This is a genomic window from Glutamicibacter sp. X7 (assembly GCF_054889245.1).
The window spans coordinates 1,454,742-1,469,550 of record NZ_CM142678.1 but is presented as its reverse complement, the minus strand read 5'-3'; the positions used below and the strand labels follow the sequence as shown (position 1 = coordinate 1,469,550).

Genomic DNA, 14,809 nt, shown 5'->3' with positions numbered 1-14,809 from the left:
CCCAACGCACGACCCGCGAAAGGACAATATTCCATGAGCAAGCACTTCGTTCCCGAGAACCTGCCCACCCACCTGAAGCACTACATCGGTGGCCAGTGGGTCGACTCGATCAACGGTGAGACCTTCGAGATTCTCGACCCGGTCACCAACACCCCCTACGCCACGGCCGCCGCCGGCCAGCAAGCCGATATCGACGCCGCCGTCGCTGCCGCCTCCGAGGCCTTCACCAACGGCCCTTGGCCGAAGATGAAGCCGCGCGAACGCGCCAATGTTCTCTACGCAATCGCCGACGCCGTGGTGGCCCAGCAGGACCGCCTGGCCGAGATGGAGACCTTCGACACCGGCCTACCGATCACCCAGGCCAAGGGCCAGGCGCAGCGTGCGGCGGAGAACTTCCGCTTCTTCGCCGACCTGATCGTGGCCCAGCACGACACCGCGCTGAAGGTCCCGGGCTCGCAGATCAACTACGTGAACCGCAAGCCGATTGGCGTGGCCGGGCTGATCACCCCGTGGAACACCCCGTTCATGCTGGAGTCCTGGAAGCTGGCTCCGTCCATCGCTTCCGGTTGCACCGTGGTGCTCAAGCCGGCCGAATTCACCCCGCTCTCCGCCTCGCTGTGGGCCGAGATCTTCGAATCCGCCGGCCTGCCGGCTGGCGTGTTCAACCTGGTCAACGGCATCGGCGAAGAGGCTGGCGACGCGCTGGTCAAGCACCCGAACGTCCCGCTGATCTCCTTCACCGGCGAATCCTCCACCGGGCAGCTGATCTACCGCAACTGCGCCGCGCACCTCAAGGGCATGAGCATGGAGCTGGGCGGCAAGTCCCCGGCCATCGTCTTCGAGGACGCCGACTTCGATGCGGCCATCGACTCCACGCTCTTTGGCGTGTTCTCGCTCAACGGCGAGCGCTGCACCGCCGGTTCGCGCATTTTGGTCCAGCGCGGCATCTACGAGAAGTTCGTCGAGACCTACGCCGCCCGTGCGAAGAACATCAAGGTCGGAGACCCACATGACCCGGCCACCCAGGTTGGTGCGCTGGTTCACCCGGAGCACTACGACAAGGTGATGAGCTACGTCGAGATCGGCAAGTCCGAGGGCCGCCTGGTCGCCGGTGGCGGTCGTCCCGAGCACCTGCCCGACGGTCAGGAAAACGGCTCCTACGTGGCACCGACCGTCTTCGCCGACGTGGCACCGGATGCCCGGATCTTCCAGGAGGAAATCTTCGGCCCGGTTGTGGCGATCACCCCCTTCGACACCGAAGAGGAAGCACTTGAGCTGGCCAACAACACCAAGTACGGCCTGGCCGCATACCTGTGGACCAACGACCTCAAGCGCGCTCACAACTTCGCCCAGTCCATCGAGGCCGGCATGGTGTGGCTCAACTCGCACAACGTGCGTGACCTGCGCAGCCCCTTCGGCGGCGTGAAGGCCTCGGGCCTGGGCCACGAGGGCGGCTACCGTTCCATCGACTTCTACACCGACCAGCAGGCCGTGCACATCACGCTCGGCGACGTGCACACCCCGAAGTTCGGCGCCTAGGCCCCGGCCCCATCTTTTGCAAAGGAGCAACTCATGAGCAACGAAATCCCTAAGCCCAGCGTCCAGGCCCCGGACATCCTGCGCTGTGCCTACGCCGAGCTGGTCGTCACCGATCTAGAGGCCTCGCGCAAGTTCTACGTCGACGTGCTCGGTCTGCACGTCACCGAGGAAGACGAGAATCAGATCTACCTGCGCTCCTTCGAGGAGTTCATCCACCACAACCTGGTGCTCACCAAGGGTCCGGTGGCCGCGCTGAAGGCCATGGCCTTCCGCGTGCGTTCCACCGAGGACGTGGACAAGGCCGAGGCCTACTACAAGGAACTGGGTTGCCGCACCGAGCGCCGTAGCGAGGGTTTCGTCAAGGGCATCGGGGATGCGGTACGCGTCGAAGATCCGCTGGGCTTCCCCTACGAGTTCTTCTTCGAAACCGAGCATGTGGAGCGTCTGCACATGCGCTACGACCTGTACTCCGCGGGCGAACTGGTCCGTTTGGATCACTTCAACCAGGTCACCCCGGATGTTCCGCGAGGCCGTAAGTACCTTGAGGATTTGGGCTTCCGGGTCACCGAGGACATCCAGGATGAGGCTGGCACCACCTACGCGGCATGGATGCACCGCAAGGGCACCGTGCATGACACCGCCCTGACCGGCGGCAACGGTCCGCGTCTGCACCACGTGGCCTTCTCCACTCACGAGAAGCACAACATCATCCAGATCTGCGACAAGATGGGCGCGCTGCGCATCTCGGACCGCATCGAGCGCGGCCCTGGCCGTCACGGTGTGTCCAACGCCTTCTACCTGTACATTCTGGATCCCGACGGTCACCGCATTGAGATCTACACCCAGGATTACTACACCGGCGACCCGGACAACCCGGTCATCACCTGGGATGTGCACGATAACCAGCGCCGTGACTGGTGGGGTAACCCGGTGGTCCCCTCCTGGTACACCGAGGCCTCCTACGTGCTGGATCTCGATGGCAACGTGCAGGAAGTTATCGAGCGCACCGATGACTCCGAAATGGACGTCACCGTAGGTGCCGACGGTTTCTCCTACACTCGCTCGGGCGACGAGACCGGTAGCTACCACGGCGAAGCCTCCAAGGGCTTCAAGTTGGGCAACCAGCTCTAAAACCCGCACACCCACCATGGGGTGCTCGGCCCGCCGCTGACTCAGGATGATCCTGTGTCGGCGGCGGGCTTTTGCGCGCGCCGAGCGGCTATCGTGCTCGCGCCTCGCCCCACCAGATCGTTGCATGCTCCGCGGCTTGCCCATGCCGCCCGATAGGCTTCAAGCAGGAATGGTGCAGGTACCGGGTCCTAGCCAGGGGCGGCCGGATTGCGTCGGCGCGAGGCAAGCGAAGGAAACGATTGGGCACCCAACAGCAGGTTGTAGCCAAAGCGCCACCCTCCTTGCGCCGGCGAATCCACCGCGGATTAGCCTTCACGCTGATGGCGTTGTTGTTCTGCTTTGCCTACGCCGTGTACTCATCGGCCTTCTCGGGTGACCTGCGGCTGGTTCTGTATCTCGGGGTGGAAGTCGGTCACTACGTTGTCCTCTCCGTATTATTCAGCGGACTGTGTGCCGCGATGGCGCTATATAACCTGCTTCCTCCGGCGATCGGCGCGCTACCGAAAGTGTGGCAGCGAGATGCTGCGTGGATCGTTGCCCTCATAGCCACCATGTTGTGCATGTTGTGTTGGTTCTTTTTCCTTGGCCTCACCCTGCTTGGTCCAAATCTTTTTCCGTGCGCCAAGGCAAGCAAAGTCGATGGGTATAGCGTGGTCGTCTGCCCTAGTGGAATGAGCTATGAGTCTTTCTGGGTCTATCGACAGACCGCGCCGATCACTTATGAACTGGCTGGTCGCGGAGTTTACCCGGACGGAAACTTTCGGGTCTACGGCTGGTCCTTGGAGTCACGCGACGGACAGCTCGAACTTGTCCGCGACGGAGAGCGACTACAAGTCCGCGAGCTAGAAGGCTCAGGCGCACTAGAATTACCGGAATGAGCGCAACTTTAGTGGCCAAGGATCTCGCCGGAGGCCACGGCCATCGCACCCTCTTCGAAAATCTGAATTTCACGCTGGCCCCCGGGGACGTCCTTGGACTGGTGGGAGCGAACGGCGCCGGTAAAAGCACGCTGTTACGGCTATTGGCCGGGGTCGCTACGCCACTGTCCGGCACGGTATCTACCTCACCGGATGGTGCATTCATCGGCTGGATGCCGCAGGAACATGAGCGCATTCCCGGCGAAACCATCGCCGGATACCTCTCCCGGCGCACCGGATGCGCCCAAGCTACGACCGCCATGGAGACTACCGCCGAGGCGCTCGGCTCGGGACAGCCCGGCGCCGACGACGCCTACGCGGCGGCCTTCGATCATTGGATGACTAGCGGTGCAGCCGACCTTGAGGACCGCATTCCCGTCGTGCTCGCCGAACTCGGTTTCACCCTGCCAGCAACCACGCACATGAACGCGCTCTCGGGTGGCCAGACCGCCCGCATCGCGCTGGCTGCACTGCTACTGAGCCGCTTCGATGCCGTCCTGCTCGATGAACCCACCAATGATCTGGACCTTGACGGCCTGCAACGTTTGGAAAACTTCATCACCTCACTACGCACCGGTGTCGTGGTGGTGTCCCATGACCGCGAGTTCCTGGCTCGATGCACCACCGGCATCGTGGAGCTCGATCTGGCTCAAGGGCAGGTGGCCGTCTATCAGGGTGGTTACGAGTCCTATCTGGAGGAGCGAGCCATCAACCGGCGTCACGCGCGCGAGGCCTACGAGCAGTTCGCCGATCAGAAGGCCGATTTGGTCTCTAGGGCGCGTACTCAGCGAGAGTGGTCTTCTCAGGGTGTCCGCAATGCCATGCGCAAGGCACCGGATAACGATAAGGTGCGGCGGCGAGCCAATTCCGAATCCTCGGAGAAGCAGGCGCAAAAAGTTCGCCAGATGGAGTCACGGATTGCCCGGCTCACCGAGGTGGCCGAGCCGCGCAAAGAATGGGTTCTGCAGTTTTCAATCGCCGCCGCGGAGCGTTCTTCCTCCGTGGTTTGCACCCTCAACGATGCGCAAATCACGCTCGGCGATTTCACCTTAGGGCCAGTGTCGGTGCAGGTGAATGCCGGTGAGCGTATTGGCATCACCGGCCCGAATGGGGCCGGCAAATCGACTCTCTTGAAGTTGCTTCTGGGCAAGCTGTCCCCGCTGAGCGGCAGCGCAAGTTTAGGAGCATCCATCGCGGTGGGCGAGATCGATCAGGCCCGTAGTTATCTGGGTTCCGAGCGACCGCTCGGCGAGGCTTTCGAGGAACAGCTACCGGATCTTGCTTCGGCCGAAGCGCGCACCTTGCTGGCTAAATTCGGATTAAAGTCCGCCCAGTGTGCGGCCCCGGTCGGAGAACTCTCCCCCGGTGAACGCACGCGTGCGGGTATGGCCCTGCTCCAAGCCCGCGGGGTGAACTTATTGGTGCTCGACGAGCCGACCAATCATCTAGACGTCCCGGCCATTGAGCAATTGGAACAAGCCCTCGAAAACTACGAGGGAGCCCTATTGTTGGTCACCCACGATCGCCGCATGCTTGACACCGTGCGCTTAGACCAACGTTGGTTGGTGGAGCAAGGCGCCGTGCGTCTGCAATAGCGCCAGCAGACGAGTCGAATCGCTACAGGACGTGGTACCGGCGCAGAGAGTTACCTGACCTGCGCATATGATCCGCAAGCGACGCTGCGTCATAATGCTTTCGCGCACCGAAAAACTTTCAAAAGATCAGGGCATACACAGGTGCGGTGCGTAGACTCAAGGTATAGGAGCCGAGCCTTTCAGTTCTTTCGACTGCAAGGTCGCCGCCTACCACCGTTAGGATCCACTCGTTGAGTTTCACCCGATCCACTCTACTCACCCCTCCAGCTCCCTCGACGCCCGACGTTCGCCCGGGCGACCCCAAGAGCTTTTTCCACGTCAAACGATTGGTTCAGGAAGCTGGGCTCACTGGCCGACGTCGCGGGCACTACCTCGGGATGGGCATCGCCCTGACCGCGTTGCTCGGCGGAGCCATCGCGGGCTTCGTGCTCCTTGGGCATAGCTGGTATCAGTTGCTGATTGCCGGCGCGCTCGGCGTACTGCTAACGCAATTCGCCTTCCTCGCCCACGAGGCGGCCCACCGACAAATCCTCACCTCGGGGAAAAACAACGACCGTCTCGGCCGTTTCCTCGCCAATGGCGTGGTGGGAATCAGCTACCAGTGGTGGATGCACAAACACAGCAAGCACCACGCCACGCCCAATACCATCGGCAAGGACCCCGACATTGAATGGGACACCATCTCCTTCCAGCCGGAGGACGCCAAGCGACAGCGCGGAGTGCTGCGTTGGATCACCGAACGTCAGGGCTACCTGTTTTTCCCGCTACTCACGCTTGAGGGCCTGAACCTGCATTACCAGTCGATTCGGCACCTGTTCACCGCTCAACGTGCCAAGCGCCGCAAGCGCGAGCTCAGCACCATCGCCATCCGCGTTGGCATCTACGTCGCCTTGTTGTTCATCTTCCTACCCGTCGGAATGGCCTTTGCCTTCTTGGGTGTGCAGTTGGCCGTGTTCGGCATCTACATGGGCGGTTCCTTTGCCCCGAACCACAAGGGCATGCCCATGGTTCCGCAAAACGCCAAGATCGATTTCTTCTCCCGCCAGGTGCTCACCAGCCGCAATGTGATGGCGCGCAGCCGCTGGGGTAACTCGGTACTCTCCACCGTGTTCGGCGGCTTGAACTACCAGGTCGAACACCACCTGTTCCCCGCGATGCCTCGCGCAAACCTGGCCGCGGTCTCCCAGATCGTACGTAAGTACTGCGCCGAACACCAGATCCCCTACACCGTCGCCTCGGTCCGTGAATCCTACGCACAGGTCATTAGCTACCTGAACAAGGTAGGCCTCTCGGCGCGCGATCCCTTCGAGTGCCCGATGATCTCCGGTTTCCGCGGCGCATAAGAAGCCAGAAACAACCTACCCGGCTGGGCAGTACGGATATCCGTGGCGCCCAGCCGGTTTTTTCTGCCCGGTAACCATTGGCGAACTTCTGGCCGTAGCCTAGGTCCTGGGCCGTGCTGCTCCGTGCGGCCGCGCCACTAGGCACCATGTCCGGCGGAGAGCAGGGCACAAAGGAGTTTCGGCGCTGGGCATTCAGAAGCGCATTTTCCGATCAGTCCCAGGCACAGATATGGGCAAAGCCCGCGATGCCAGAGCACTCCTCTCGCACCGCGGACTAGTACGTGTAAGGTCCTAGTGCACCGCGCGGAACTTCATCGACGAAACCAAAGCGATAATGCTCAACGTGGCAAGGGCTGCGAGGTAGTAGCCCGGGGCGATCGGTTGGCCGGTCACCTCGATGAGGTATGCGCAGATCATCGGCGTGAACCCGCCAAAGAGTGCCACCGAAGCGTTATAGCTGAACGATAGGCCGGTAGCCCGGGTCTGCTTCGTAAAGACATCGGCCATCACCGAGGGCAACGCCCCGAAATACAACGCCTTCAGCACCCCCAACAGGACCATAACCAGGGCGAGAACGAGGAAGCTCTTGCCAGCGATCAGCCCGAAGAACAGCGGAATAGTCAGCGTGCCAATCAGGATCGCCGCAGGGATCATCAGACGCATACGACCTACCCTGTCGGAGAGATATCCGACCACCGGGGTAACGAAGGTTAGGATCACGCCGGTAAGGATCAGGGTCGTGAAGGAAATCGACGGGTCGAGCCCCAACTGTTTGATGCCGTAAGTGGGCATGTACTGCAACACGAAGTTCAGCGCGGTGGAAATCGCCAACGCGCCGCCAGCCATGAACAGCGAGGCCTTCTGGAAGCGGAAGATCTCCAGCACCGGAGTGTTCCGCTTGCCTCCGGTAGTCTCGGCGATGGGTGCCTCGTCGACGTGCCGACGGACCCACCAGCCCACCGGTCCAACCAGTAGGCCGATCACGAAAGGGATACGCCAGGCCCAGTCGTTCATCTGCTGCTCGGAAAACACCGCCGTCAGGGAGGCCACGGTGATGGCAGCCACCAAAGCACCAAGGCCCTGGCTGGCAAATTGGAAACTCCCGAGGAACCCACGCTTGCCCTCATGCTGGGCCAGCAAGTAGGACGTGGCCGCACCGAACTCGCCTCCGGCCGAAAACCCTTGGATCAGACGGCCCAGAATCAGACCGACGGGAGCTAGTAGGCCGATGCTGTCGAAGCTGGGCATCATGGCGATAAGTGCAGTACCCAAGACCATGAGCCGGATGGTCAGCACCAGCCCCTTCTTCGAGCCCTTGCGGTCGGCGTATGAGCCGAGAATCAACCCGCCAATCGGCCGGATCAGGTATGAAATGCCGAAGGCGGCGAACGCCTGAATGACCTCAATGGCCGGATTATCCGACGGGAAGAAGTTGTGGCCAATATAGATGGCCAGTAGGGCGTAGACGCCCATGTCGTACCATTCCAAGGCATTGCCGATGGTCGCGGCGACGATGCCACGCCGGATCGACTGGGGACGCGCGGGCACGACGGGGGCCGCCGTGGCGGTACTAGGCTCGAGTGGATTACTCATGATGGCTCTTTCTAGGCCTACTGCGAGGCCGTCAGTGCGTGGAAAGTTGTTGGAGCGTGGTGAAGGTTCCCGAGGTCATAGAACAGCCCGCACATCATGGCCAGGCCCTGACGCAGAATAGGTTCGAGGGCATGTTCATCAGGCCCATGTTGGCGGCACCCCGGGTAGGAATGCGGAACCCATACAGTGGGCAAACCCAGGAGCGCTTCGAATACATAATTCGGTAGCGATCCTCCAATATTGGGGAGGATCACTGGTTGCCGGCCCGTGGTTCCTGCGATGGATTCCGCGGCCCACGTCACCCAAGGGTTATCGGGTTCGATGCGACTGGCTGGGAAGGACTCGCGCTGGCGGATCGTGACCATGTCGAGTCCGGCTTCATCGAGGGCCCGACGAATTGCGCCGGGCACCTTTTCGGTGTCGGTCCCTGCGACGAAGCGCAACTGCAGCACCGCGGTGGCTGTGCCGGGGATGGCGTTGACAGGGTGCCGTGGGTCGGCGGCCTGCATGGCCAAGACTTCAAGGGTGTTCCACCCGTAGACACGTTCGGCCGGGGTCAGCCCCTCGGCGCCCCACTCGATGTCTACCGCCGGATCACCAATCTCGCGTGGCAGATCCAATCCGTCGAGCACCGCCCGGACCGACTTAGGCAATTCGGTCGGCAACAATTCTGGCACTTGGATTCGGCCCCGCCCGTCGACAAGCGTTGAAATGGCCGCGGCAAGTGTGGTGGCCGGGTTACGCAACAGGCCACCCCAGTTGCCGGAGTGAAAGCCACCTTCGCGCAGATCGACGGACATCTCAAAGGACAAGCCGCCACGAGCGCCGAGAAAGATCGTGGGTCGGCCCGCGGCCTGCCGTGGACCGTCTGAACCTATGAAAATGTCGGCGTGCAGTTGCTCGCGATGAGCTAGGGCATACTCGGCCAGGTCAGGTGAGCCGATTTCTTCGCCGGCCTCGAAAAGGAAGATCGCGTTAAATCCCAAGGACCCTTGAGCCTCGAGCAGTAGTTCGAGCGCGGTCAGATTGACCAGATGTTGGCCCTTGTTATCCGCAGTCCCCCGCCCGTACCATTTCTCTCCCTCGGCACTCAGGACGAACGGCTCGCGGTCCGCGGACCATTCGGCAGCCTGCCCGTCGACCACGTCTGCGTGGCCATAGCAGAGAACCGTGGGGAGTTCCTCGGACTCGAAACGAGCGGCGCGCAGGAAAGAGTTCGGCCCACCGTTCCACCGCTCATCGAGGGTGACCACAAAACCCATGCGTCGCAAACGTTCAGACAGGTGGCTCCTCAGATATGTGCTGAGCGCAAACCCGTCCTGGCCGTTGGTGCTGACACTGGCACAGGCCACCAATTGGCTAAGGTCGGCAAAGAAACGTCCAGAATCCATGCGATTTTGGGACAGTTCGATGATTTCATCGCGTAGTGCCACGATATTTCCCCTCGGGTCGACCAGTAATCTAATTCACAGTAAGCTCGCCATACCATCAGGAACCAGTGCCGAATTGCGCATGTGCTTAGCGTTGAAGTCAAACCCACGGATGAGGAGTCTAAGATGCAGATGCTGCCCACTGCCTTGATCTATTTCCATGAGGTCGCTCGCACAGGTTCCGTCTCAGAGGCAGCCACTGCCCTGCTGGTCTCCCCTTCCGCGATCAGCCGGCAAATTTCACAGCTCGAGCGTCAGGTAGGAACTCCGATCTTCCGCCGGCATCCCCGCGGCATGCAGCTCACTGACGCCGGAGTGCTGCTATTAGCTCACACCCGACGAGCGGAGGCCGAAGGCGAACAACTCATCGAGGATCTGAGCCAATTAGCTGCCGGGACTCGGCGTGTAATCCATGTGGCGGCCTCCGAAGGACTCTCTGCTTTTGCGTTACCGGCGGCAATCAGCCGCTTCAATCGGGAGTATCCGGAGGTGACGGTACGCTTATCCGTCCTTGCTTCGCAGGAGGCCACACAACGCGTTGTGGAAGGAGAGGCCGATATCGCGGCGGTCTTCGCCCTAGGCCCGCAACACGAGGTAAAAGTTGAGCTGTCTTGCCCGGCACCGGGCTACGCGGTCGTGCATCGCGATCATCCGCTCGCTTCGCACAGTCGCGTTGAACTGTCGGAATTTTGCAGCTACCCGCTGGCCATGCCCGAACGCGGGGTCACCCAGCGCGAGCTCTTCGACATCGCCGCCGAAATGGAGGGCTTGCGGCCGCGCATCGTTCTGGCCACCAACTATCTCAATCCGGCTCTGGAATTCGCGCGCAGTGGCGAAGGTGCAACCTTGCTGAGCCACTACGCCCGACGGCCCGGAGTAACCTCCGACCTGCGCTTCATCCCGTTCATTCATCCCGCACTCTCGCAACGCTCGGCACAGATCCTCACCATGCCACGGCGGCGCCAGACGGTGTTGGCCTCGGAGCTCATCCGTCGTATGGGAGATGAGCTACGTACGTGGGAACCGGATCCCGAACACGAGTAAGGGCAAGCCCCTAGCCGTTACCGGCCCCTTCGCTCCCTCATACTCGCTGCCTTGTACTGCCAAGCTTCGTGTGGGTGCCTTGCGTGGGCGGTGTGTACCTGATCTATCTGCTCAACCATGAGGCACGACGTTCCACAGCTTAAGCAAGTGCGGGCCCGGGGGTTCTCCCCGGGCCCGCACTTGTCGTGACTGGTTATTTGACCGATCCGGCGGTGAGACCGCCGACGATGTACTTCTGAAGGAAGAGGAACAGCGCCATCACTGGGATGGCCGCCAGTACCGCACCGGCGGCAAAGACCGACCAGTTAGAGGTAAATTCTTCCGAGACGTACTGGAACAAGCCCACCGCAAGCGTCTGGTTTTCGGGTGAAACCAGCACCACGGAGGCGATCACGAAGTCTGAGGTAGTACCGATGAAGGACAGCAACGAGACCACGGCAAGGATCGGAGCCACCAAGCGCAGAATGATGGTGAAGAAGATCCGGGCGTGACCGGCTCCATCAATCTTGGCGGCTTCGTCGATTTCCACCGGCACGGTGTTGAAGAAGCCATACATCAGGTAGGTGTTCATGCCAAGCGCCCCGCCGAGGTACACCATGATCAACGCGACCTGGTTATCGATACCTAGGATCGGGAACACATCGCCCAGGGTGGTCAGCAGGATGAAGATGGCCACCACGGCCAGCAGCTGCGGGAAGATCTGCACCACGAGCAGCGATACCAGCCCAAAACGACGTCCGCGGAACCGCATGCGGGAGAAGCTGTAGGCGGCCATGGCTCCCAACAGCACCGAAGCCACCGAGGTGGTCAGGCCGATGAACAGCGTGTTGACGAACCATGCGGCAAAGGGGCGCTGCGGGTTCTGGAAGAGCTCGACGTAGCTATCGAGACTCACGGCCTGGAAGAGACCGTTCGAGGAGAGCAGGGTGCCTTCGGAGTTCAGCGAGGCCGAGAGCACATAGAGCAGCGGGAACGCCGAGTAGATGACCAGGGCAACGCCAATCAGGTGTCGCCAGCCGGTGGCTGCAAACCACTGGCCAAAGGTGCGGCGGGTCGGGGTGAGTTTGAGCGTCGTCATTAGTTCAAGTCCTCCAACGCCTTGGTCTGTTTGAAGCTGATCACCGCGATAATCGCCACGATCACGAAGATGATGATGGAGAAGGCGCTGGCAAGTCCGTAGTCACGGTTGGCGCCTTCGAAGGCCACCTTGTAGACCATGGAGATCAGGATGTCGGTCGAGCCGACGCCGAGATCGGAGTCCTGAATGCGTGGCCCACCATTGGTCAACATGTAGATGATGTTGAAGTTGTTGAAGTTGAACGCGAAGGACGAGATCAGTAGCGGAGCCACCGAAACCAAAAGCAACGGCAGCTTGATGAGCCGGAAAATCTGGAAGGGTCGCGCCCCGTCAATGGTGGCGGCCTCGGACAGCTCGTTCGGAATCGACTGCAAGGCACCGGTGCACACCAGGAACATGTACGGGAATCCGAGCCAGAGGTTCACCCAGAGGACCGAAAGTTTGGCCAGCCATGGATCGGTGAGCCACGGGATCGCCGCGCCACCGAACAGGGTCTGGTTGATGAAGCCGAAGTCCTGGTTCAACATACCGGCCCAGACCAGGCCGCCGAGGAACGCCGGGAAGGCGTAGGGCAGGATCGAGAGCACGCGGTAGATCTTGCGACCCTTCATGCGCATGTCGTTGAAGACGATGGCCAAAAATAGCCCAAGGAAGAAGGTCGAGGCCACCGAGATGAAGGCGAAGGCGAAGGTCCAGGTGGTGACCTGAATCAGCGAGCCGCGCATCGAGGAGTCGGTCAGTGCCTTGGTGAAGTTATCCATCCCCACGTTCACCGCCCAGCCGGGCATCAGTTCACTGCCATCCTCGGCGGTGTAGGCGCCGGTACCGATATCGCGGTAGACAACCCCGGTGGTGGTATCGGTCATCGTATCCTGTGCCTTGTCGTACTTCAGGCTCGAGGTATACGGATAGGCGGTGGCACCATCTTGGGTGCGCAGCATGCCTTCGGCGGGGTCATCCGACACCGGGACGGCCAATTCGGCCAATTCCTGCTGGCGCTCGAGCAACTGCCCGAACTGCAGGATCGACAGGGAGGCGGCCTCGTCGGCGCTAATCGGGGTCAGCGGATCATCGCTGTCACCGAGCGCCGGCTGGCCATCGATCTCGACCAATAGCTGCAACCCGTCGGCGCCCTCAACGACGCGCACCGGGTAACCGGAGGAATCCGGAACGCGGTTCAGGTTGGTTTGCTGCAGGGACATGATCGCATCGTCTTTATCCGAGTTGTGCCCCGAACCGTAGTTCGTGAAGGCGATGTACCCGGTGTAGATGATGACAAAAACCTGGAACAAGAGCAGGAAAATGGTGCCCGGCACCAAGTACTTGGCCGGAAGCCATCCGCGCTTGAGGTAGACGACGTTGACCAGTAGCGTCACAAGCGCCAAGGCGCCGGCGATCAACGGGGAATCCTTGGCAACCGCCATGAAGATGGCGATCACCGCAAATGCGTCAAGAATCGCCAAGAGCACGATCTTGAAGAGCAACGTCTTAATGCCGACCCGATCGGCAGGTACGGCGACGGGCTGAGCCGCGCGGCGCGTTTTAACCCTCTGGGGGCGTTGGGAGGTCATGGTCATGTCCTGGCCTTCGTCGAATACTAATGAGGGTGCGGGCGCCCGATAGGACGCGCGCCCGCACCCAAGGGGTCAAACTACTTGGAGATGGCCGACTCGACCTGCTTGGCCATGTCGTTCCAACGCTTGACCGGATCCTTGGCCTTGCCGGTGATGATGTCGGCCTCGGCGACACCCCAGAACTCCCAGACGGCGTTCATTTCCGGAATATTCGGCATCGGCACACCGTCGGCGGCTACCTGTCCGAAGGAGGAAACCAACTCGTCCTGGCTGGCTGCCTCGAAGGCTGCCTTGTTTGCCGGCGGGCGCTTACCTGCCTCGTAGAGCTTGGTCTGCACGGCCTCGGTGCCGATGTAGTTGGTCAGGAACTCCGAAGCGGCCAGAAGGTTCTTGGTCTTGGAGGAGACGAAGAAGCCCTGAACACCCACGAACGGTGCGGCAGGCTCGCCACCGGCGCTCGGGATCGGGTCCACGGCCAGCTTGATGCCGGCCTTCTGTGCATCTTCAACGTTCCATGGGCCGGTGATGAAGAATGGGGATTCGCCGGCGTTGAACTTTTCCTTGGCGATGTCGGCGTCGATGTTCGTGTTGAACACTCCGGCCTTGCCCTGCTTGGCCAGCCAGGTGGCGAACTTCTCGCCGCCGGCGTTACCTAGTTCGAGCTTGCTCGGGTCATAACCACCCTCGGCGTTCTGCCCGAAGACCGGGGTGCCGAAGGACATCTGGAATGGGTACATGTGGAACGGGTCGCCCTCGGTGCCCACCTGGACCAGGAACGGGTACTTCGCGCCGGAGTCTTTGCCGGCCTTGACCATGTCATCGAAGCTTTCCGGGGCCTTGTCGGCCAGCTCGGTGTTGCGCAGCAGGGCCAGGTTTTCGGTCGAGTACGGCACGCCGTAGACCTTGCCGTCGTAGCTCATTGCGTCGACGGTGACTTCCTGGAAGTCGTTGACCTTGTCGCCAAGCTCAACGGGCTGCACCACACCGTTCTTGACCAGGTTACCCAGCCAGTCGTGGGCGCCAATGGTGATGTCCGGACCCTTGCCGGAAGGCACCTGACGCAGGAAGTCTTCCTGGATCTTGCCGAAGTCCTTGATCACCAGGTCGACCTTGACGCCCGAGGAGGCGGTGAATTCGGCCGCGGCTTCCTTCAGCACCGGGGCGCGGTTCGAGTCAACCCATACGCTCAGCGTGGCGTCGCTGGCCGGAGCGCTGCTCGAGGGCTTGGCGGCGGAGGAGGCAGCAGGCTCGTTTCCGGAGCCGCATGCCGTCAGTGCCAGGGTGGTCGCCGCGGCTAGGGCCGTGGCCGAGAGCACGGTTCGTCGTGTCACCTTCATATCAGTGCCTTTCATCATCCATATTGGCGAGTGAACGCTTCCGCGAATGCGGCGTTCGACACCACCACGTGAAAGCGTTTCCAGAGTGACACACATTACGAAAACGCGCAACTACGCAATTCAACAAGGCGGGAATGACGACATAGAGCGGACGGCGGCACGTCACTGAGTCAGAATTATTGTCATGCATAAGTAAACGTTTACAAAACCTCGCAACCTCCCCTATCG

11 protein-coding genes are annotated in these 14,809 nt (G+C 61.3%); 6 read left to right on the top strand and 5 right to left on the bottom strand.

Translation table 11 applies throughout. The features are described from left to right. Positions 1-33 precede the first annotated feature (33 nt). From hpaE to ACYU0X_RS07210, 5 genes are all read left to right on the top strand, one after another. A complete protein-coding gene (gene hpaE / locus ACYU0X_RS07230) occupies positions 34-1,539 on the top strand; it encodes a 5-carboxymethyl-2-hydroxymuconate semialdehyde dehydrogenase (protein ID WP_461902574.1) in 1,506 nt (501 codons plus the stop codon). Between the two features lie 33 nt (positions 1,540-1,572). Then, the gene (gene hpaD, locus ACYU0X_RS07225) at positions 1,573-2,670 is read left to right on the top strand and encodes a 3,4-dihydroxyphenylacetate 2,3-dioxygenase (protein ID WP_418909023.1); all 1,098 of its coding nucleotides are present in this window, start codon (positions 1,573-1,575) and stop codon (positions 2,668-2,670) included. A 239-nt stretch (positions 2,671-2,909) separates the two neighbouring features. Beyond that, positions 2,910-3,548, top strand: a complete 639-nt coding sequence (locus tag ACYU0X_RS07220; RefSeq protein WP_461902573.1) for a hypothetical protein — start codon at positions 2,910-2,912, stop codon at positions 3,546-3,548. Beyond that, positions 3,545-5,182, top strand: coding sequence for an ABC-F family ATP-binding cassette domain-containing protein (locus ACYU0X_RS07215; protein ID WP_461902572.1), 1,638 nt, complete (start codon positions 3,545-3,547; stop codon positions 5,180-5,182). Before ACYU0X_RS07220 ends, ACYU0X_RS07215 begins: the two co-directional genes overlap by 4 nt. A gap of 230 nt (positions 5,183-5,412) precedes the next feature. After that, on the top strand, positions 5,413-6,525 hold the full coding sequence (locus ACYU0X_RS07210) for a fatty acid desaturase family protein (protein WP_461902571.1): 1,113 nt from the start codon (positions 5,413-5,415) through the stop codon (positions 6,523-6,525). Positions 6,526-6,816: 291 nt separating this feature from the next. Here the strand turns inward: ACYU0X_RS07210 and ACYU0X_RS07205 are convergent, their stop codons facing one another. Both ACYU0X_RS07205 and ACYU0X_RS07200 read right to left on the bottom strand, forming a co-directional pair. Further along, positions 6,817-8,118, bottom strand: coding sequence for an MFS transporter (locus ACYU0X_RS07205; RefSeq protein ID WP_461902570.1), 1,302 nt, complete (start codon positions 8,116-8,118; stop codon positions 6,817-6,819). A 17-nt stretch (positions 8,119-8,135) separates the two neighbouring features. Next, positions 8,136-9,551: a M20 family metallopeptidase gene (locus tag ACYU0X_RS07200; RefSeq protein ID WP_461902569.1), complete on the bottom strand. Its 1,416-nt coding sequence runs from the start codon at positions 9,549-9,551 to the stop codon at positions 8,136-8,138. Between the two features lie 123 nt (positions 9,552-9,674). On the opposite strand from ACYU0X_RS07200, the gene ACYU0X_RS07195 reads away from it, so the two are divergent. Beyond that, positions 9,675-10,592, top strand: a complete 918-nt coding sequence (locus tag ACYU0X_RS07195) for a LysR family transcriptional regulator (protein ID WP_461902568.1) — start codon at positions 9,675-9,677, stop codon at positions 10,590-10,592. A gap of 193 nt (positions 10,593-10,785) precedes the next feature. Here the strand turns inward: ACYU0X_RS07195 and ACYU0X_RS07190 are convergent, their stop codons facing one another. The 3 genes from ACYU0X_RS07190 to ACYU0X_RS07180 all read right to left on the bottom strand — a co-directional run bounded on the left by ACYU0X_RS07190 (position 10,786) and on the right by ACYU0X_RS07180 (position 14,581). Continuing rightward, the gene (locus ACYU0X_RS07190) at positions 10,786-11,670 is read right to left on the bottom strand and encodes a sugar ABC transporter permease (protein ID WP_461902567.1); all 885 of its coding nucleotides are present in this window, start codon (positions 11,668-11,670) and stop codon (positions 10,786-10,788) included. Then, positions 11,670-13,247, bottom strand: coding sequence for an ABC transporter permease subunit (locus ACYU0X_RS07185; RefSeq protein ID WP_418909015.1), 1,578 nt, complete (start codon positions 13,245-13,247; stop codon positions 11,670-11,672). Before ACYU0X_RS07185 ends, ACYU0X_RS07190 begins: the two co-directional genes overlap by 1 nt. Positions 13,248-13,321: 74 nt before the next feature. After that, complete coding sequence (locus ACYU0X_RS07180; protein ID WP_418909014.1) at positions 13,322-14,581, bottom strand: sugar ABC transporter substrate-binding protein; 1,260 nt, start codon at positions 14,579-14,581, stop codon at positions 13,322-13,324. Positions 14,582-14,809: the final 228 nt, after the last annotated feature.

What these genes read in the sequence shown, in the direction of transcription:
- ACYU0X_RS07180 (WP_418909014.1), bottom strand. Translation starts at nt 14,581, where the DNA reads ATGAAGGTGACACGACGAACCGTGCTCTCGGCCACGGCCCTAGCCGCG.
- ACYU0X_RS07215 (WP_461902572.1), top strand. Translation starts at nt 3,545, where the DNA reads ATGAGCGCAACTTTAGTGGCCAAGGATCTCGCCGGAGGCCACGGCCAT.
- ACYU0X_RS07195 (WP_461902568.1), top strand. Translation starts at nt 9,675, where the DNA reads ATGCAGATGCTGCCCACTGCCTTGATCTATTTCCATGAGGTCGCTCGC.
- ACYU0X_RS07205 (WP_461902570.1), bottom strand. Translation starts at nt 8,118, where the DNA reads ATGAGTAATCCACTCGAGCCTAGTACCGCCACGGCGGCCCCCGTCGTG.
- ACYU0X_RS07185 (WP_418909015.1), bottom strand. Translation starts at nt 13,247, where the DNA reads ATGACCATGACCTCCCAACGCCCCCAGAGGGTTAAAACGCGCCGCGCG.
- hpaD (WP_418909023.1), top strand. Translation starts at nt 1,573, where the DNA reads ATGAGCAACGAAATCCCTAAGCCCAGCGTCCAGGCCCCGGACATCCTG.
- hpaE (WP_461902574.1), top strand. Translation starts at nt 34, where the DNA reads ATGAGCAAGCACTTCGTTCCCGAGAACCTGCCCACCCACCTGAAGCAC.
- ACYU0X_RS07190 (WP_461902567.1), bottom strand. Translation starts at nt 11,670, where the DNA reads ATGACGACGCTCAAACTCACCCCGACCCGCCGCACCTTTGGCCAGTGG.